Raw genomic sequence first — 18608 nt, forward strand, 5'->3', positions numbered from 1 at the left:
GACCAATGAAGGGAAAGTTGGTGCGATGGTTGGTTCTAGCTGTTTCTATAGCAGGAATTTGCTGGGGATATCTCTCGGCAGAGGAAACATTTTACTGGTGGGATTATGGGGGATATCACAATTGGAGTGTCAAAATTGCGGGGAATTTACAAACCTCTCCTAGGGAGACAATCAAGACATTTTGGGATTCTCTCGATAAAGATTATAGCCAATTGCCCCTGTTGCCTGCGATCGCTTTTATTTTAATATTTGGCGAATCGCGGTTGGTCTACATTTTGGCAGTGGCGTTGGTCTATTTTCTCCCATTTGGTTTGATGCTAGGCGCGATCGCCACCCAATTGCTTTCTCATTATCCCCATCGCCGCGTTTTTTGGTCAACCATCGCCATAATCATCTTAACCCCCGTAGCCTGGTCGCCAATATTTCGCGGATTTCCCGATATGGGGGCAGCTTTTTTGGTAGCATCAGCATGGTTTTTCTATTTCCGAGGCAAGTTGTCAACACAAGCATCCCTTTCCCAGCAAATCCTTACCTCCATGGTTCCGGCTGGGATTTTATTGGGATTTGCCATGCTATTCCGCCGCCATTTTGCCTACGATATCGTAGCGTTTGCGGCAGCAATTTCAATAAACGCCGCGATCGAACTTTTTATCTCTTGGCGACAGTCTCGAAAACAAGCGAGACAATCTGTTTACCAACAAGCCACCCAAATTTTGGCAGTGGGGTTGAGTACAATTTTACCAATTGCGGTTTTGGCTGGGGAATTTTTACAGAAAATTGTAGAAAGGAACTACCGGGAACTGTACGCTTCCTACAGTTTGCCTTTATCGGATAGTTTGTTTCACTATACCACAGCTTACGGTTGGGGAATTTTCATGTTGGCGGTTTTGGGATTCTCCGGCGGAATCGTTACCAAGAATATCCAGCCAGTGGTTGCTAGAACTCTGGCTATTGCTTTAACGGTTAGTATTCTAGAATGGGTGGTTTATCTTCGCTACGATAATATTCAATATACACTTCACCTAACGCCTTATATGATTTTAGGTCTGGTGGCTTGTTTTGGGACGGCTTGGCAAATTTTACCGCAAATTTCCAAGCAAGTTTTTGTTGGCATCGCCACTATCTTTGTTACCGTCAATGCCATGGTGGGTTTTTTCCCAGTGGTTGACAATCCAACAGCAACTCCCCTTGGCGTTGCTACCCATCGATGGCTGCATCCTTTATTTTCCGCTACCCACGCGCCTATTCGCCGTCAGGATATGGATGAAATTGCCAAATTGGTTCGTTTCCTGCGCGATAGAACTTCCCCCCAAGACCCTATTTACGTGGCGGCTTCTTCCCATTTGTTCAATCGCAGTTTGCTATATAATGCCGAACTAGCATTATACGATCGCGACGAAACCCAATTGCAAATTCCGCGCATTCCCCAGGTAGACTCTCGGGATATTTTTACGGGGAAAGAACTATTTAACGCACAAGTGGTACTCATTGTCAACCCCATTCAGTATCACTTACTACCGTCGGAACAGGATGTTATACGGGTGGTGGTGGATGCTTTTACGGAAAATTGGGACTTTTCCCAAGATTTTCGCCGACTTTCCCTGATGTTTTCTTTACAAAATGGGGCTACGGTACAAGTTTACCAGCGGGTTCGTTCAACTTCACAGGAGGTAGCGGCGAAAACGCTGGCGCGAATGCGGCGGGAGGGGGAGGAGTGGGAGGAGTGGGAGGAGGGGGAGGAGGGGGAGAAAACTACAAGAAGTTTTCGCCTTCGTCTGGATCATCGGGTCTTTGCAGTACGGATTTGGTATGGAAAAAACAGACGCGTCTACAATTATATTGGTGGTTTTTAGGATAGAATAGCTGGGGTTTTGTTCGCGCCTACCCAAATATTATTGTTTATCTTCCCCCTCAAATTGGTTCCTCCCTTCGTGGAAATCCCTTAGATAAGCATCGCTAGGAAGAATTTTGCGCACTATCTCGTATTTGCAACAGGCGGAAAAGACCTTAGTTGCAAAAATATGGGAGGATTTTTGCAACTAAGGGAGAAACCTGGAAATAGGAAAGCAGTCTCTTGGTATGACGAGTCGTATGCTAGATGACCAACAGCAGCAAGTTGTTTCCCTGCCTGCTTTTATCGTTCCTGTTACTGTCATGGCGGGTGCGATCGCGCTACTATATGTAGCCATGGAACATACCTTCTACTGGTGGGATTTTGTTTTCTATCAAAATCGAACTTTAGAAGTTTTCGCCGCTTGGCAGGATTCCCCGGCTGCGGCTTGGCAAGATGTGGTGGATTCCCTGGCTTTCGATTATAATAAATTATTTACTTTACCCATTCTCCCCTTTTTTATTGTCTTTGGTCCTACCCGCGAAAGCTACATTCTGGCGTTGGTTCTAGTTTACCTGGTTCCCTTTGCTATTACCGTAGGTGCGATCGCTACGCAACTCATTGGCAGACCCCAGAAAACCGAATGGGTTACCAACCGTTTAATTTTTTATACCACTACCCTGCTGGCTTTACTCTTTCCCCTCACTTGGGTTCCCACATTGCGCGGATGGCCTGATATTGGCGGCGCGTGGTTGATGGGAGTAGCCATTTGGCTGTATTTTCAAGACCAAAACCACTGGTATCGCTGGTGGCGTATCCCCGTCATTGGCATCGCCATCGCCATGGCATTTCTCTTTCGCCGCCATTTTGCCTACAGCGGCATTGCCTTTTTCATAGCAGCCGGTATCCAAGCTTTGGTGGCTACTGCAACCTGTTCTCACAAATCCCCTTTTGCGACCACGCCTGCTGCAATTTTTTCCCAACAATGGCAAACCTTCGTTTCCCAAGCCATCCGCATTGCCTTGATGGGAATTTCAGCATTGGTCACCTTACTGGTGGTTGCTAGGGAATTTACCTATCGCGCGATCGCTCATGATTATCGCAGTCTCTACACCTCCTGGCAAGTACCCATCCCCGAAATCCTGCAAACCTACGCCAACGGTTACGGTTGGGGAGTGTGGCTGCTAGTCATGGTTGCCATCGTAGTTGTCACCCGTATGGGATTGGTCAACGGCATCGCCGGTCGTTTTTTGCTGGTTTACGGCGTGGTTTTAAGCGGGGAATGGCTGGTATGGCTGCGCTACGACTTTATCCACTATACCCTCCATTTTACCCCTTTGGTGATTTTAGCGGTAACCACCCTTTGCTGGTCGATTGCCCAACATCTAGACCGCAATCTCCGTCGCTGGCTTTTGGGAACCATGATTGCCTATTTAAGTCTGAATTTCCTATTGGGGTTAACCACTTTGGGAAGCTTTTCCCATCCCCTGCGACCCATCTTTGCAGCGAACTACCCGCCGTTGGTACGTCAAGACTACCCCAAAATCGTACGTTTGACCGAAAAATTACGGGAGGTGGCATCGCCAGAACAACCTATTTTGGTGGCGGCGGATTCCGATATTCTCAATCGCGGCTTGTTACGCAATGCCGATTGGAACCTGCATGCTCCGCCAGAATTACCTTCCCACTGTAGCATTCCTTGCGATTTTCTGAACTTTTTGTCGGCACCCACCATCGATTCTCTTGGTTTCCATCCCCTGCCTTCGCTTTTATCGGCGGAATTTGTGGTGGTTGGCAAACCGTTTCAACATCGTTTGCTGGCAAAAGAACAGGAGGTGGTCCAAGCAGTGACGGTTCCATTTTTACACAATTGGGCGATCGCGGAGGACTTTAAAAAATTATCCCCCACATTTGCTTTGGAAAATGGGGTACAAGCAACTATTTACCAACGCATGAAACCAACTTCTATTGCTACAGCCTTACAAACTTTTACTGCCATGCATGACAATTGGGAAATTTCCCACCCTGGTAATGGTTGGCTGCCGTTGGAATTTCCAACTAGCAAGCAAATAATCGCCACCACCCCTTCTACTTCTCGCATTCAAGTACAGTTAAATGCTGGCGAAGACCGCCATTTTCTCTATTCGCCGCCACCTGATTCTTTTTCTGCCAACGAAAACCAAGCTTTGCGCGTTTCCGGGAAAGCAATTTTGGACAATTGCCAACCCCAAACATTGATTTTTTCTGTACGCAACCACCGTGGCAAACCAGTGGCTACCCACGAAATTTCTCTCACTCAGACAGATACAAAATTTCGCTTTTCCATTGGCGATCGCAATTTTTCCTATCTATTGCTGGAAATTCCCCAAAAACAACAAAACCAATCCCCAGTTTGCTCTCTTTCGATCGAAGAGTTGACAGTTTCTCCACTTTAGAGTAAAATCTGTGCAATCGTTTATCCCTTTTATTTTATTTTATTTTTTGGGTTCTTATGTCAGAACGCATTTTAGCAAAAGAACGGGATTTTCACGATCGCTGGGCAGCAGGTATTGATATTGATGGCATTCGCGTCACTGATTATTTTGAAGTTTGTACAGCACCGGAAAATCGTTTTATCTTACAGCATTTAGGAAATTTACAAGGAAAAACCATTCTCGATTTGGGATGCGGTGCTGGCGAAAATAGCGTCTACTTCGCTATCCAAGGTGCCAATTGCGTTGCTGCCGATTATTCTCCCAAAATGGTTGATGTTGCTTTAAAACTAGCGGCAAACAATCGGGTTTCCATATCTGGTAAAGTGGTGAATGCTATGTCAATTGATTTTCCCGATAATTGTTTTGATGTGGTCTATGCTGCCAATTTGCTGCACCATTTAACCGAACCCAAACAGGCGATTTGTGAAATGCATCGGGTTCTCAAACCAGGTGGCAAAGCTTGTTTTTGGGACCCTCTCAAACACAATCCCATTATTAATATTTACCGACGGATGGCTACCAACGTGCGTACGGAGGATGAAACGCCTTTGGATATTCAAATTGTGGATTTTGTGGGCCATATTTTTTCTGAGGTTCGCTACGATACGTTTTGGTTGGCTACTTTGTGGATTTTTTTACAATTTTATTTCATTGAAAGGGTTCATCCCAATCAAGAACGCTACTGGAAGAAAATTATTACCGAACACGAACGTTTGGCACCGGTTTACCATCGTTTGGAAAAATTAGACCGAGCGTTCAAGAAATTGCCTTTTAGCAAACGCATGGCATGGAATTTGGCGGTGGTTGCCACGAAATGAAGTAAATCAACATATGGCATGTCATCCTGTTTATTCGGTTGCCATTCCTGTTTACAACGAACAGGATAATTTGCCAGAACTGTTTCGCCGTTTGTCGGCAACACTGGCAGCGTTGGATGGCGATTATGAGGTAATTTTTATAGATGATGGCAGCCGCGATCGCTCTTTGTCTATTTTACGAGAATTTTACCAACGCGATCGCCGGTGGCGCTACCTGAGTTTGGCGAGAAATTTCGGACATCAAATTGCGGTGACAGCGGGATTAAATTATATTCGGGGAAAAGCAATTATTGTCATGGATGCGGATTTACAAGACCCGCCAGAATTAATTCCCGATTTAATCCAACGCTGGCAGCAAGGCTATCAAATTGTTTACGCACAGCGAATTTCCCGGCAAAAGGAAGGCTGGTTTAAGCGAGTAACGGCTTATGCTTTTTACCGCCTGTTACGCCACCTCACGGATGTGGATATTCCCCCCGATACGGGCGATTTTTGCTTGATGGATCGGCAAATTACTGATATTTTAAATAGTATGCCGGAACGCAACCGCTACATTCGGGGATTGCGTGCTTGGGTGGGATTTCAACAGACATCGGTGCCTTTTTCCCGCGACCCGCGTTTTGCCGGTCAGGTGAAATACACTTTTGGCAAGTCGTTGGGATTGGCGGTTGATGGGGTGATTTCTCTTTCCCAAGTTCCTTTGCGATTGGCAACGTATTTGGGTTTGCTGGCAGCCGCGATCGCAGTTTTAATGGTTTTTTTGGTATTGTACTGGCGGTTGTTTTATCCCAACTCCCCTTTAATTGGCTATACAACGATTACCATTGCTATTTTTTTTATTGGTGCGGTACAGTTGGTCTGTTTGGGAATTTTAGGGGAATATATCGGTCGCATCTACGAGGAAGTGAAGGGAAGACCTCTATATACGGTCAAAGAAATGAGCGATGTTGGCACCGATTGATGAAAAAGTCTGCTATCGTACGGCGAAAGTGGATTGTTACTAGCAGTGTCTATTTGTTGGTGTTGCTAGGGATTTTCATGGCAGCCAATTTGGGTTGGTTGCCGACGGCGTTGCTATCGAAGATTCCCCGTTACGATCTTTGGGGACATTTTTTATTATATGGTGCGGCAGCCTATCTGATTCACCGTGCCTTTGGCAAGCGGATGTTGCGAGTAGGTCGATTTTCCCTTTCTTTAGGGATTTCGATTTTGATTGGGTTGATGGTAGCTGAGGAGTTTTTCCAGATGGCTTTGCCAAGACGCACTGCCAGTTTGGTGGATTTGGCGGCGGGTTGTTTCGGGATTTTGGTGTTTTATGGGTGGGGAGAATCTCGCGATCGCGTGGCTAGAAAAAAGCTTGACATCAAGAAATCACCGAGAGTAAAATAGGGGAAAATAGTTGCTTCGGGGAAGGTTTCGTTGTTGATTCTTTACCTCAAACACTTGCCCTGCGCGAAAATTGGAAAAGATTGATTTTGAGAAAAACGTTCTAGAAGCAAGCAATTTCACAAAACTGTTACTCGGCAGCGGATTCCCTATGGTTGGAAGAGGTCGGTTGAAGTAAATATACGTATCTGGGAACTTCCTGGTGGTCGTAATAAATAATGGAGGCGGATATCGACATAGAGAGGGAACCATCGTCTTTCGCTTTACAGATACATGTTACGTTGTTAAAGAGTTCGCTGGTGTGGCGGTAGTTGGTATAGTTGCGCGGATGCAAGCTGGTGTCGGGAATCAAGATATCGATGGGTTGTTGGATGAGATCCACTTCGGAATAGCCAAGTAATTGTTTCAGTTTTTGGTTGACCATTTTGATGGTATCATCGCGGTCGCAGACGAGCAATCCTGCATTGATATGCTGTAAGATGCTATTGATATATTTTTGGTAGCTATCGGCAGGATTTTGTCTGGCTAAATAAATATAGTAAGAAGCTTCCGGTTCGTCGTAGAAAATGACAGAAGCGGAAACCAACAACGACACAAACAGACCGGTTTTGGTTTGGCAGGTAACAGCTATATTTTGGAATAATTCTGTTTTTCGAAAATAGAGAACCTGGTTTTGTGGGTAAAGCTGGGGATTGGGAAAGATGGTGCTGATGGGTTGGTCAATTAGTTCCGATTCGCTGTATTGGAGCAAATTTTGCAAGCTGCGGTTGGCCATTTTAATGGTACCAAAGCGATCGCAAACGAACAGAGCATCGCTCATGTAGGTTAAAATATTGCTGAGGTATTTCTGATAGTCATCCAGAGCATTTGCCAGCAACATGGTTTCTTTGGCAATTTGACCGAGTCGCTGTTCCAAAGCCATGCGTTCGGTGGCATCTTTTAATAAAATGGTTGTTACTGGCGTTTCTTCGTCGAATTCGCGATTGCTTGCTTTTAACCAAAAAGTTTTTAATTCTTGATAGCAAGCAATATACAGGTCTACGTAGAGAGGATTTTGATAGTTGGAACGCCGACAAATGCCTTTTAACTCGAAGGCTTCGCTATCTCCTTTGGCAATAGAAAGCATCTGACTTTCCAAGCCTACCAATTCCGGAAATCCTCCTCTGACATCTTCTCCCAATATAACTTGACGCTCGTCTTCTGCATATCGAGCAACTCCCGAAGACATATCGACAATGCGAAAATCTTCGCTGACCAGCAAATATTCAATTTGAAGATGTCCTAAAAATTTCGCCAACATGGTCTACTTTCCATCAAGGATATGAGTTGCTAATTGCAAGAACATTTCATCAACATTGACACCAGTTTTCGCAGAAGAAGTATAGCTAGCGATTGCGCGAGCAACTTCGGGAAAGGTCTGTATGTAAGATATATATTTTTCTTCTAACTCGCTGTTCGTTAAATCGGATTTATTTAAAGCGACAATCGCTTTTCCTTGGGGATTGATGTTCGTAAAAGTTTGGATATGTTGTGGCAAGTGTTCCATACTTTCTTTGCGGGTAATATCAGCTACAACCAACGCACCACTGGCACCTTGCAAATAGGAAGGTGCCACTCGCTTGTACTTTGTACTGCCTTCCAAATCCCAAATAAGCAACTGTACGGTTCGATCTTTCGAGGTCACCTCTACTTTTTTACGGGAAATCTTGACGCCAACTGTTGACAGGTAGCGATCGCTAAATTCACGATCGATGAAACGTCGAATCAGGCTGGTTTTGCCGACGTTAAAATCACCAATCAAACAAATTTTTTTAGAAACAAGTCCCATAAATCGAGCCGTTCCAATTTATTGGCAAACCATCGCCAAGGCCAAGCTGCATTTTTTTACCGAACCAAAACCGAACTCGTCGCGAATTTCCCTTTCCCTTACGTACTGTCCCAATTATATAACTTCCCCTGACAGGGGTCTAGAAAATTGACCATCCTCTCCTAAAATTTAATAGAAACTTTAGGTTACAAGCGATCGCCAGGAAACGGCACCAATTAAAATTTCATAGCCATTACATCTGTGTATGGGTTTCTTCTGAGGAATTGAGGCAAGCCATCTCTAATTTTTGGCACCAATGGCTTAAAATTTCTTGCAATCGTGCTTTGCGAACCGGCTTGCTGATATAATCATTCATGCCAGCATTCAAGCATTTCTCCCGGTCTTCGCTCATGGCATTGGCGGTCATAGCAATAACCACGGGATATAAAATATCGGTTTGCTGGTCTTGCCACTGCTGGCGGAGGCGTTCTGTGGTAGCGTAACCATCCAAAACTGGCATTTGGCAATCCATAAAAATAATATCGTAGGTTTGCGCTTCCAACCGCTGCAAGACCTCTTCCCCGTTGGTGGCAACATCGGCAGTATATCCCAGGGTTTCCAGTTGCTTGCAGGCAACTTTGCGATTGACCGCATTATCTTCGGCTACCAAAATTCGCAGTTTGGATTTAGCTGCTTCCTTAGCAAACCAAAAGCGATCGCTAGCAGTAGATTCCCCAGTTGGTTGCTTGCCGACCGCTTCCATTTTGCCACTGGGAAGAATCTGCGTCAAAATTTCCTGTAGTTTTTCCCGTTTCACCGGCTTCACAGCCACCGCTGCCAATCCAGTTTCCTGCAATTGTCTGGCTTGCTGGCGTTGGTGAATCGAACTTAATACCACCGTAGGAATGGGAGGGTTGCCACAGGATTGTTCGATCTGTTGCATGCAATTCCAGCCACCGTAGGGGGGTACCCCCACATCCAGGCACAGTCCGTGGTAAGGGGTTCCCCGGTTTTCGGCTTGTTGTAACGCGGCTACTACTTCCGTACTACTACGGACGGCCGTGGTTTTAATTCCCCAAAACTGAAGTTGGTATTGGATGGCTTCCCGGGAGATGGCACTGGCATCGGCAACTAGAAAGCGATATCCCTGCCAATTGGTGGGAACACGCACAGCCGGGGAAGTGGATTTGGGAAAGGGAATGGTGACAGAAAAAGTGGATCCGCGTCCCAGTTCGCTGTTTACTTGAATATTACCATCCATTAACTGCGCCAGTTGCTGGCAAATGGCAAGTCCCAAACCAGTGCCACCGTACTTGCGCGTGGATTGGGAATAAACTTGAGAAAATGGCTGGAATAATTTTTCACAATTTTCTGGGCTGATGCCAATGCCAGTATCGCTAACGTGCAAGCAAACGGTAACCGCGGTATCGGTCTGGGAAACCAATTCCGAGCGTACGGTTACTGAGCCTTGTTCGGTAAATTTAACAGCATTGCCAACCAAATTCATGAGAATCTGCCGCAAGCGATCGCGATCGCCCCGGATAAAGTCAGGAACTTCTGGGTTGCACAAGGCAGCAATTTCCAATCGTTTTTCCGAAGCGGTAGGCGCAAGCAGTTCCACAGCTTCTTCCATACAGGTAGAAAGCTGGAAATCTTCTTCATCCAGGACCATTTCCCCAGCTTCCAGTTTCGATAGATCCAAAATTTCGTTAATCAAGCTTAACAGGGCATCACCACTGACGCGAATAGTCTCTACCAAATCTTGCTGCTCTGGGGTTAGTTCGGTTTCTGCCAGCAATCCTGCCATTCCCAATACCGCATTGAGGGGAGTACGGATTTCGTGGCTCATGTTGGCCAAAAAACTACTTTTGGCTTGGGAAGCCAGTTCTGCCTGACGGCGGGCATATTCTAATTCCTGTTCGGCGCGCTTGCGTGCGGTAACATCCCGAGCAATGTAAACAAAATCTTGACTTTGGGTGAGTCTGCCTTGGATGGCCGCACAGGAAAGAGAAACAATAAGCTCTTCGCCGTTTTTCTTGCGACAGGTCACTTCCCAAAACTCACCGGCCGAATGTAGGGCACGATCGCGGATTTGCTGGGCGCGATCGCCATCGGGTACAATCCAATCAATGGGGCGATCGAGCAGTTCTCCTTCCGCGTAGCCAAACAACTCCTTGGTAGCTTGATTGATGGTTTTAATCGTACCCTGTTCGTCGGTCACCAGCAACGCATCCGCCATGGATTTAATCATTTTATCCAAATCCTCTTTGGCAGTGGTTAACGCCTGATACAGTAAGGTGGTATCGTTGGTTCGCTGTACCAGGGTTTGTTCCAACTGCATGCGTTCGGTAACATCTTCGATGGAAACCACCAATGCCTGGGGATTGCCTTGCGCGCGGTCGGCAAATACCCGCAAATCGATATAGGTAGAAGTTTGCTCGCACTTTCCCCGGCGAATGCCGCGAATTTCAAAACTCGACTGTTTGCCAGCCAAGATATTGTATAGGGTTTGTTCGGCACCAATGAGTTCTGGAAAGCTTAAACGAATATCTTCCCCGAGGGCTACCTTGTGCGAAAATTCGCTATAGGCACCCACACCTGACGAAAACCCCGCGATCGCCAGATAGCGGTCAATTTCTAAATATTCAATGCGGTGTTGGGCCAGGAGTTGTTCCAGAATTGGTTTCATAAAAAAAAGCGATTGGACAATTGGCTGTGGGACTACCGATCGATCCTACAAACTACTTAAGCGTTTGGCTGCTGGAAAACTGGGTCTGGAAACGAACCACCCGCGCCAGTCTGGAGGGTTGCTGGGAATTCCACTGGGGAGGTGGTTGTGGAATGCCACGAATTTGCAACCGGCGACCGTCGATGCCTTGGCTTTGCAACGCTTTTTGGACGGCTGCCGCTCTTTGTCGGGAAAGTTGTTGGTTGGTGGCGCGATCGCCACTAGGATCGGTATGGCCGACAATGGTGAGTTGTAGTTGGGGATGCTCTTGCAAAAATTGTGCCACTGGCAGCAACATTTCCGGCAAAGTTCTTGATAAAAGTTGATTTGACCCAGGGGGAAAGTATACGCGGGTGGTGAGGGGAACTTCCCCAAACTGCAACCCCACCACCAACTGCGATAGACCGGGAATTTGCTCCATTGCCATGGTAATGCGACGCGCCTGTGTGGGATTTTGAGCGCGGCCGCTGACCGTCAGTTTGCCGTTGGTATAGGTGGTGGCAATGTCAATCCCCGCTTGCTGGTTGAAAACCTGGGTAAGCCGCCGAATTTCCGCTGTAACTTGTTCTGGATAGGGGGGAACCGCCGCTGCCACAATTTGGTTGTCTACAGTGCGGTTGTTCGCCGCCGCCACCGCCACTGCAGCAGCTTCTTGGCGCAAAGAGGCGGTGGGTAGTTTGCCAGATAGCACTATCTCCGAACCTTTTACTTTTGCTTGCAGTTGGTAAATCGTCAAGGTAGGGGTACCTTCCCAAGCTTTTTCTATCTTGCCAATCAGATACTGCTGTTGCCAGTGACGCCATCCCCAAAAACCCAATCCTCCCAGCAGCAAGAGCAAAATCACTAACAAGGCTGGTGGGTAGCGGCGAGGGGAGTGGCTGTGTTCTTCTTGATGAGCGTGGGATAGATTTTCTAAAAGAGCGGGAATTTCCGCGGGAACGGTTTCCGGGTCGCCATCAAAATCTTTGATGGGTTTGTGGTACCGTTCTACAATTTTGCTTAAGGTGCGCCGCATTTTGGCGATAAATTGGGTGGTGGTTTCTCCTTGAGTTACCACGGCTAGGTAGCAGTATCCCGCTGCTTCGATTTCGATGGTGAAGGTATCGTATTCGATTTCGTGGAGTTCGGAGGTGGTTTCCCCCACCGAAAGGGTATCGTTGGCAAAGCTGCGAATGGCAGTGAGCATGCCGGCAATCATATCGGATTCTAGCTGCTCCATATCCGCAGGTTGGGCTTGCGCGATCGCCAAACCGGATTCTTTATGAATCAGAAAAACCGCCCGTATGGTAAATTTCATAGATTCGCGCACAATGAGTTCCGCTTCCGAAACCCCTTGCATGTGCGCCCGAACCTTACGAGTGACCCCTTCAACGCTAAGAGCTTTCTCAATTTTATCATTGATAGACTTGACCAGCTCCGTCATGTACTTACTTACCGTATTGCCAATCACGGGATACAAAGCATCTACCATGGCATCCCGTTCGATGCTGATTTGCTCGCGAATAGCGGCACCCATAGTTGGTGCTAGGGCTTTGGCTAGGTCTTCCGGGTCTTCGTGGATATGTTCGGAAATGGCGCTGGGAATGATAGAAGAAAGTGCTTTGCTCATGGCAATGCGGTCTTGTCGCCCCCGTTCCGCGATCGCGCGGTCGATAACTGGTACCATAGCCGCATAAACATCTTGTTTGGATTCTTTAACCTTTGACTCCATCAATTCCGCAATCAGGGGAAGTAAGGGATTAACCAGGTCGGTGGGTTCGTACACCTGCTGTTTTAAATGCTGGATTTGCTGGCGCAACTGTTCCACCGATTGCTGCAGTTGCTGCCATTCTACCGATGTGGGTTGCTGTTTGGCTGGTAGGGGAGGCTGGGAAGCAGCGGAATTGGTTTTGGTTTGGGTTTGGGAGATTTTCTGGGTCTTTTTCGGTGTGTGGGTATGGTTTTGGGGAGTTAAGTTCCTTTGACTGCCTTCCTGCTCTTGCTTTTGCAACTCCCACAAAAGACCCTGCAAGCGGCGGCGACGGGGGGTGACAGGGGATGGGGAGGTGGTAGAACGATCGGTTTGGGTCGATGCGATCGCAGCGCGATCTATTTCTGAGTCGGTTGCTGTCTGTCTGGGTTCTTCTGGCAGTGGTGTAGAATCGCTGCGGTTGCGATCGCGGCTAGAATCAATTTCTTCCACCAGCATCTCTACCAACTCCGACATGGGTTCTGATGGTTGGGCATCGGATTCTCCTGGGCGATCGCCCGTATAAGCCAAGATTGCTTGCAATGCTTGTAAAGATTGGTCTTGCTCCTGACTTGACTGGGATGAATCGCTCATAGTTTCCCTCAGAATGCTCGAATGAATACGAACTACCTACCCGTCAAAACCCATGCTATGGCAGCTATCCATGCAGGTGGATTGGCCAAATGGAATTACATCTATTGTAACGGCTATCAAGAGGTTTGTAGTTGCACCCATGTAGCTGGTTTGGTTGCTTCTTAGCGCCGCTAAGCTTCTGGGTGATTTTCCGGTTGGTAAGAGGATTGGGATTGTGGTAAGTACAATTCGCGATCGCTGTCTGCTTGGGTAGGGGGTTCGCTCCCTTTTAACCGCATGCACAGATCGAACAAAATTTCCGACATATCTTCTCGGGAGAGTTTGGCATCTGCCAAATCCTGGTATTGCTGCTGCAACTGGTCGAGAAGATTTTGTTGCAGTTGTTGGATTTCGGTTTCCAATTGACCTTTGGTGTTGGTTAGTTCCTCGCGAATGGCACCGGTTTGCGATCGCAGGTTCCGGTCTACACTAGCGATGTGGTGGTTAAATTTGCGATCGCTATTTTCCAGATGTTCGCGGAGGCTGTCGATTTCTTCATCCGCGGCAGCACTGATATATTTCAATTTCTTTTCCAAAGCATCTCTGGTATGGCGCAATTCCGTTGAAAGCGACTCGCGCAGTTGTTCGATTTGCTGTTCCATTTGCTGCTGCAGCGAACTGACATGCGATTCCAATTCCGCAAACCGGCGGTCGTACTCCTGCAACTGCTCGCCAAACAACAAATCGCGAATTTGATTGAGATTGCCCAAGCGATCGCGCATTTCGTCTTTGCTCATTTCAGCCATTCGTTCCATTTCCCCAAAAAATTGCTATTATCCTATCCTAAAGCAAACGCAAAACAAGCAAAAATCGGATTGTTATTGGTTTGCTAGCACAATCAACCACCATTTTCCCAACCAACCAAGAAAATCTCCCCAGCAGCGAGATTTTGCTAAAATCGAAATATTGGCGCTTGCGGTAGGCTTGTCCACCCAATAACAGATTCCCAGATGGTCGTATGCTCGTACCTCTTAAACCGGAAACCGTACAAAAATTAATCCCGATCCTAGCCACCGGACCGCAATACCAATATTATTGGGGAGAATGGCCCGATCTGCTGAAACGTTTGATTTTCTCCGCCATCGGTGCCATAGTAGGGGGATTGGTTTTGTTGCCCCTCTCTGGCGGTTTATTGAAACTTTTGGTATTTTTACTCGCGATCGCTGCTGGTTTGTATTGGTTTTGGGGACCCATTGCCCTAGCTAGCTGGCGCAATCAAGAGTACCGTCGCTTCCCCTATGCTGCCCTGTGGCGGGGGCAAGTGTTGGATTTGTTCGTCACCGAAGAACTCATCGGTCTAGAAGAAAACGTCAACCAAAAAGGGGAACTGGTAGTCGTAGAAAACCGCGAAAGGCGGTTAAACGTAGAAGTTGGCGATGAAGAAGGATTCACCGCCATCTCCCAAGTAAGGTTGCAGCGCCACCACAAAGCCATCAAACCCGGAGACGTTGCCGAAATGGTGGTTCTCTCCTACCAAGGCAACTTCAAACGCATCGCCAAAACCACCGACATTTACTTACCCAACCGGGATATGTGGTTGAGCGACTATCCTTGCCTGCATCGAGAATTCTTCTTAGAAATGCGCCCCTACCTGCAAAAAAGTTCCAAAAGCAAATCGCGGCGGCAACCTGTCTCCAGTAAGCGACGCGCCGCCATGGATCGCAGAAATCGCTAATTCTTTAGCCATTGCCTTCCTGACCGTAAGCTTGCCAAGCCAAATCCACCAACCCCGTCACTATAGCCACCGCCACCAACGACCCCCCTTTGCGACCTTCAATGTGAATGTTGGGAACCATGGAATCGTTTAGGCGTGCTTTCGCCACATCCACACCCACAAAACCCGCCGGCGTACCAATCACCAAAGCCGGTCGTATTTCTTCTGCTTCCACCAACTCCACCAACGAGGTGAGGGCCGTTTGCGACTGACCGATGGCAAAAATGGCCTCCGGATAGCGTCTAGCAAGCGTTTCAATACCCCAAGCCGTTCGCGTTTTCTCCTTTTGCGGTCGGGTCAGTGCTTCCACACCAATAAACACTGGATTGGCAAAGGTGTTTTGTAAGTGGGGCGTAATGCCTACTTGTACCATCGGTACATCCACCACAATGGTGGTCCGAGCCGCCAAAGCCGCCGCACCTGCTTGCAAAGCCTGTTCGGAGAACCGAATCAACGACTTGTATTCAAAATCCGCCGTAGCATAAATAATACGGCGCACAATTTCGTATTCTGCAGCGCTAAAACTATGCTCGCCAATTTCCTGGTCGATGATAGCCAGGCTTTGCGCATCTGTCGTGTGCCATTCCATAAGCACGGTTATCGTTTCCTTATCGAGCGATCGGGTACCAAAACCATAGTACAAAATGCGTCATTTTAGGGAGCATGGGGGCGTAGCGAGTGTGGGAGATTAGGGAAATACAAATTATGGTGGTCTCCAACGCTCCGAGGCCCCCCATACTCTGCTTCTAACTAGGTCTCCGACTCGGAAAAATCGGGTCGGTTAAATCCTGGGGAGAGATACGCAGCTAAAGCACCGATCAGGAAAGCCAGAATGTTCCGTACCAGAGGCAACCAATCGGCAGTACGGGAAACCACCGGTCCGATGCCAAAGGCAATAAATAAAATACTCCAAAGGGGGGAGAAAATTAATGCCCACTGCCAAGCAATAATTTGCCCTTTTTTGCGGGGATGAGCAGCAAATCCGAAGACCAGACCGCCAATGGCGGAAGTAATCAGGGTTAAAATCCACTGTTCCCTGGGCAAACCGGGTACGACCTGACAGCCTCCCTGGCGCAGGCAGCCTTCAATGGCGTCTAGAGAGTCGAGGATAGCGGCATCTTCACCGTTATCTCGTACGTAAAATTGGTTGCCGTAGCGGGTTTGCAGTTCTACCCAGAAGGTGCGCGGGAGAAACTCGTATACGTCTAAGCCAACGTTGAAGCCGAGGAGATTGCCGCCGCGGGGGTCGGCGATGGTGAGAATGCTTTTATCGTTTAAATCCCAGAACTCCCGTACCGCCACGCCGGGGGTGCGGTCGTATTGGGTTAAGATTCGCAGTTTCCAACCGGTTTCTGCTTCCAGCTTCTCGATGTTGGAGATGAGCTTTTCTTCTTGAGCAGAGGTTAAAATATTGGCGAGGTCGATAATGGGGGTGGGTTGTTCTGGCAACAACTCCGGATTGTCGTAAGCAAGGGCGTTTGGAGAGACCACCCACAGGGTTACGGCTAACAGGCTACAGGCCAAATATAAAAAGATTTTTTTCCCTAAAGGATAGTTTCCGTTCGACAGCTGCATCGTAAATGGTTTCCAGGTTTATTTTCAGGTTTATAAGAGCTGCTTTACACTTATTTACCTTATAGTAACACTACGAAGCATTTTCCTGGAACATCAATGAATGGAGAATTTTTTGCCTTTCTTTTTGGGTGCGTAGCCGTGGGAGAAAGCAATAGGGGGCGATCGCGTTGTGTTTGGCAAGTGGAAGAACATGCGAACTTTTGTCAAGGGGGGCTGGTGCCCCAGGCAACATTTTGCGATCGCCACCAGAGCAAAATTTGTAAAACTTAACACGCACAGGTCTGCCAAGCCCCAGTAAAGGCATCCACCCTCTGATAGACTTTTACACAACAGTACCCACCGGCAGGGGGAAACTACCTCGAAAGAGGGGACGACTGGGGAGACAGCCGCCTGGTGCTGATAGTGGGAAACCCAATTCAGCCAGCGGTATCGCCAAACCAGTAACTGCCGAGCCGGAATCACCGTCCTTGCAGGGGGGTGAACTTACCAGAAAGAAAAAGCCACAAACGTGGTCTTGGAGTGGATGGTAGGCCATCTGGCGGCCCGAACCACAATTGTTGAGGTCTGGTTAAGCAAACAACAAATACCAACCGGCGTATCCGGCTGATTGGAGGGGGGATGGTTCCCCCAGAGCCAGCCACCGGTACGCTCCAAGCTCAACTAGCTGTTTTCAGCTGTTCGCGATCCGGTCGCCAGAGGTCGTGCTTTGGCAGCGGTCTCGTTCCAGCCGAATGGCGACCAGCGCACCCCAATTCCAGAATTGGTATAGCGCCCAGCAGATTTTCATCGGGAGGAAAAACTTTGATAGAAACAACGTTAGGATTGGAGATTATCGAGGTGGTCGAACAAGCCGCGATCGCATCCGGTCATTGGATGGGCAAAGGCGACAAGCATACCGCCGACCATGTGGCGGTGGAAGCCATGCGCAAGCGCCTCAACGAAATCCACATGCGCGGCCGCATCGTCATCGGCGAAGGGGAACGCGACGAAGCACCCATGCTCTACATTGGCGAAGAAGTGGGCATTTGCACCCGCGAAGACGCCGAAAAAGTTTGCAACGTACAAGAGCTCGTCGAAGTTGACCTCGCCGTAGACCCTTGCGAAGGCACCAACCTAGTGGCCTCCGGTCAAGACGGCTCCATGGCGGTGCTAGCCATTTCCGAAAAAGGTGGCTTGTTCAACGCCCCCGATATTTACATGAGCAAACTCGCCGCCCCACCAGTAGCCCGCGGTCATCTGGATATCCGCAAATCCCCCACCGAAAACCTCAAAATCCTCGCCGAATGCATGAACCGCAGCGTCGAGGAGCTGGTGGTAGTAGTCATGGACCGCTCCCGCCACAAAGAACTCATCCAAGAGATTCGCGAAGCCGGTGCCCGGGTCCGCTTGATTAGCGATGGCGACGTTTCTGCCGCCCTTTCCTGTGCCTTCTCCGGCACCAACGTCCACGCCTTGATGGGCATTGGCGCTGCCCCAGAAGGCGTAATCACCGCCGCTGCCATGCGCTGCTTGGGCGGTCATTTCCAAGGGCAACTGGTCTACGACCCCTCTGTAGTCAAAACCGGCTTGATCGGTGAAAGTAAAGAGGACAATGTTGCTAGGCTGAAAGAGATGGGGATCGAAGATCCCGACAAAATCTACACCGCCGAAGAACTTGCCTGTGGCGAAACCGTTTTGTTCGCCGCCAGTGGCATCACCCCCGGAACGCTCATGAAAGGAGTGCGTTACTTCCACGGTGGTGCCCGTACGGAATCTTTGGTCATCTCCACCCAATCCAGTACAGCTCGGTTCGTGGATACCATCCACCTGTTTGACCAACCCAAAACCTTACAGTTGCGCTAAAACAGCAACCCAGGCGTGGGGGGGTTGTTCCTTGGTTGGGCTGCGGCAGGTACCAGGAACGACCACCGCGC

The 18608-nt window shown here is 48.4% G+C and carries 15 protein-coding genes; 8 read left to right on the forward strand and 7 right to left on the reverse strand.

The features are described from left to right. Nucleotides 1-20 precede the first annotated feature (20 nt). From AS151_RS09705 to AS151_RS09725, 5 genes are all read left to right on the forward strand, one after another. Entirely contained in the window at nucleotides 21-1853 is a 1833-nt protein-coding gene (locus AS151_RS09705) for a hypothetical protein (RefSeq protein ID WP_139240596.1), read from the forward strand. A 226-nt stretch (nucleotides 1854-2079) separates the two neighbouring features. Next, nucleotides 2080-4266, forward strand: a complete 2187-nt coding sequence (locus AS151_RS09710) for a hypothetical protein (RefSeq protein ID WP_139240597.1) — start codon at nucleotides 2080-2082, stop codon at nucleotides 4264-4266. Nucleotides 4267-4322: 56 nt separating this feature from the next. Beyond that, a complete protein-coding gene (locus tag AS151_RS09715) occupies nucleotides 4323-5123 on the forward strand; it encodes a class I SAM-dependent methyltransferase (RefSeq protein ID WP_071516853.1) in 801 nt (266 codons plus the stop codon). Between the two features lie 13 nt (nucleotides 5124-5136). After that, nucleotides 5137-6084 (forward strand): glycosyltransferase family 2 protein, encoded by a 948-nt coding sequence (locus AS151_RS09720; protein ID WP_071516854.1) that lies wholly within the window; start codon nucleotides 5137-5139, stop codon nucleotides 6082-6084. After that, the gene (locus AS151_RS09725; RefSeq protein WP_071516855.1) at nucleotides 6084-6512 is read left to right on the forward strand and encodes a VanZ family protein; all 429 of its coding nucleotides are present in this window, start codon (nucleotides 6084-6086) and stop codon (nucleotides 6510-6512) included. Before AS151_RS09720 ends, AS151_RS09725 begins: the two co-directional genes overlap by 1 nt. A gap of 127 nt (nucleotides 6513-6639) precedes the next feature. Here AS151_RS09725 and AS151_RS09730 read toward each other — a convergent pair whose 3' ends face one another. From AS151_RS09730 to AS151_RS09745, 4 genes are all read right to left on the reverse strand, one after another. Continuing rightward, on the reverse strand, nucleotides 6640-7809 hold the full coding sequence (locus AS151_RS09730; protein ID WP_071516856.1) for a PAS domain S-box protein: 1170 nt from the start codon (nucleotides 7807-7809) through the stop codon (nucleotides 6640-6642). Nucleotides 7810-7812: 3 nt separating this feature from the next. Then, nucleotides 7813-8337 (reverse strand): Rab family GTPase, encoded by a 525-nt coding sequence (locus tag AS151_RS09735; RefSeq protein WP_170861360.1) that lies wholly within the window; start codon nucleotides 8335-8337, stop codon nucleotides 7813-7815. Between the two features lie 232 nt (nucleotides 8338-8569). Beyond that, a complete protein-coding gene (locus AS151_RS09740; RefSeq protein ID WP_071516857.1) occupies nucleotides 8570-11005 on the reverse strand; it encodes a PAS domain-containing hybrid sensor histidine kinase/response regulator in 2436 nt (811 codons plus the stop codon). Between the two features lie 52 nt (nucleotides 11006-11057). After that, on the reverse strand, nucleotides 11058-13367 hold the full coding sequence (locus AS151_RS09745) for an OmpA family protein (RefSeq protein WP_084639488.1): 2310 nt from the start codon (nucleotides 13365-13367) through the stop codon (nucleotides 11058-11060). A 21-nt stretch (nucleotides 13368-13388) separates the two neighbouring features. On the opposite strand from AS151_RS09745, the gene AS151_RS22070 reads away from it, so the two are divergent. Next, the gene (locus tag AS151_RS22070) at nucleotides 13389-13532 is read left to right on the forward strand and encodes a hypothetical protein (protein WP_170861361.1); all 144 of its coding nucleotides are present in this window, start codon (nucleotides 13389-13391) and stop codon (nucleotides 13530-13532) included. 5 nt (nucleotides 13533-13537) lie between these two features. On the opposite strand, the gene AS151_RS09750 is transcribed toward AS151_RS22070, so the two are convergent. Then, a complete protein-coding gene (locus tag AS151_RS09750) occupies nucleotides 13538-14152 on the reverse strand; it encodes a hypothetical protein (protein ID WP_071516858.1) in 615 nt (204 codons plus the stop codon). Between the two features lie 212 nt (nucleotides 14153-14364). Here AS151_RS09750 and AS151_RS09755 point away from each other — a divergent pair, with 212 nt between their 5' ends. Next, the gene (locus tag AS151_RS09755; protein ID WP_071516859.1) at nucleotides 14365-15081 is read left to right on the forward strand and encodes a phosphate ABC transporter permease; all 717 of its coding nucleotides are present in this window, start codon (nucleotides 14365-14367) and stop codon (nucleotides 15079-15081) included. A 4-nt stretch (nucleotides 15082-15085) separates the two neighbouring features. Here the strand turns inward: AS151_RS09755 and AS151_RS09760 are convergent, their stop codons facing one another. Both AS151_RS09760 and AS151_RS09765 read right to left on the reverse strand, forming a co-directional pair. Continuing rightward, nucleotides 15086-15709 (reverse strand): precorrin-8X methylmutase, encoded by a 624-nt coding sequence (locus AS151_RS09760; RefSeq protein ID WP_071516860.1) that lies wholly within the window; start codon nucleotides 15707-15709, stop codon nucleotides 15086-15088. A gap of 161 nt (nucleotides 15710-15870) precedes the next feature. Beyond that, nucleotides 15871-16695: a TPM domain-containing protein gene (locus AS151_RS09765; protein ID WP_071516861.1), complete on the reverse strand. Its 825-nt coding sequence runs from the start codon at nucleotides 16693-16695 to the stop codon at nucleotides 15871-15873. Between the two features lie 804 nt (nucleotides 16696-17499). On the opposite strand from AS151_RS09765, the gene glpX reads away from it, so the two are divergent. Next, nucleotides 17500-18537 carry a class II fructose-bisphosphatase gene (gene glpX / locus AS151_RS09770; protein WP_071516912.1) on the forward strand — a complete coding sequence of 346 codons (1038 nt, stop codon included), beginning with the start codon at nucleotides 17500-17502 and terminating at the stop codon, nucleotides 18535-18537. Nucleotides 18538-18608 lie beyond the last annotated feature (71 nt).

The sequence above is a fragment of the Geitlerinema sp. PCC 9228 genome (assembly GCF_001870905.1).
Taxonomy (GTDB): domain Bacteria; phylum Cyanobacteriota; class Cyanobacteriia; order Cyanobacteriales; family PCC-9228; genus PCC-9228.

Excerpts from the sequence above, each read along its gene's own strand:
- AS151_RS09760 (WP_071516860.1), bottom strand. The coding sequence starts at position 15,709 with ATGGAATGGCACACGACAGATGCGCAAAGCCTGGCTATCATCGACCAG.
- AS151_RS09750 (WP_071516858.1), bottom strand. The coding sequence starts at position 14,152 with ATGGCTGAAATGAGCAAAGACGAAATGCGCGATCGCTTGGGCAATCTC.
- AS151_RS09735 (WP_170861360.1), bottom strand. The coding sequence starts at position 8,337 with ATGGGACTTGTTTCTAAAAAAATTTGTTTGATTGGTGATTTTAACGTC.
- AS151_RS09740 (WP_071516857.1), bottom strand. The coding sequence starts at position 11,005 with ATGAAACCAATTCTGGAACAACTCCTGGCCCAACACCGCATTGAATAT.
- AS151_RS09715 (WP_071516853.1), top strand. The coding sequence starts at position 4,323 with ATGTCAGAACGCATTTTAGCAAAAGAACGGGATTTTCACGATCGCTGG.
- AS151_RS09765 (WP_071516861.1), bottom strand. The coding sequence starts at position 16,695 with ATGCAGCTGTCGAACGGAAACTATCCTTTAGGGAAAAAAATCTTTTTA.
- AS151_RS09745 (WP_084639488.1), bottom strand. The coding sequence starts at position 13,367 with ATGAGCGATTCATCCCAGTCAAGTCAGGAGCAAGACCAATCTTTACAA.
- AS151_RS09755 (WP_071516859.1), top strand. The coding sequence starts at position 14,365 with ATGCTCGTACCTCTTAAACCGGAAACCGTACAAAAATTAATCCCGATC.
- AS151_RS09730 (WP_071516856.1), bottom strand. The coding sequence starts at position 7,809 with ATGTTGGCGAAATTTTTAGGACATCTTCAAATTGAATATTTGCTGGTC.
- AS151_RS09710 (WP_139240597.1), top strand. The coding sequence starts at position 2,080 with ATGACGAGTCGTATGCTAGATGACCAACAGCAGCAAGTTGTTTCCCTG.
- AS151_RS09720 (WP_071516854.1), top strand. The coding sequence starts at position 5,137 with ATGGCATGTCATCCTGTTTATTCGGTTGCCATTCCTGTTTACAACGAA.
- AS151_RS09725 (WP_071516855.1), top strand. The coding sequence starts at position 6,084 with ATGAAAAAGTCTGCTATCGTACGGCGAAAGTGGATTGTTACTAGCAGT.
- AS151_RS22070 (WP_170861361.1), top strand. The coding sequence starts at position 13,389 with ATGAATACGAACTACCTACCCGTCAAAACCCATGCTATGGCAGCTATC.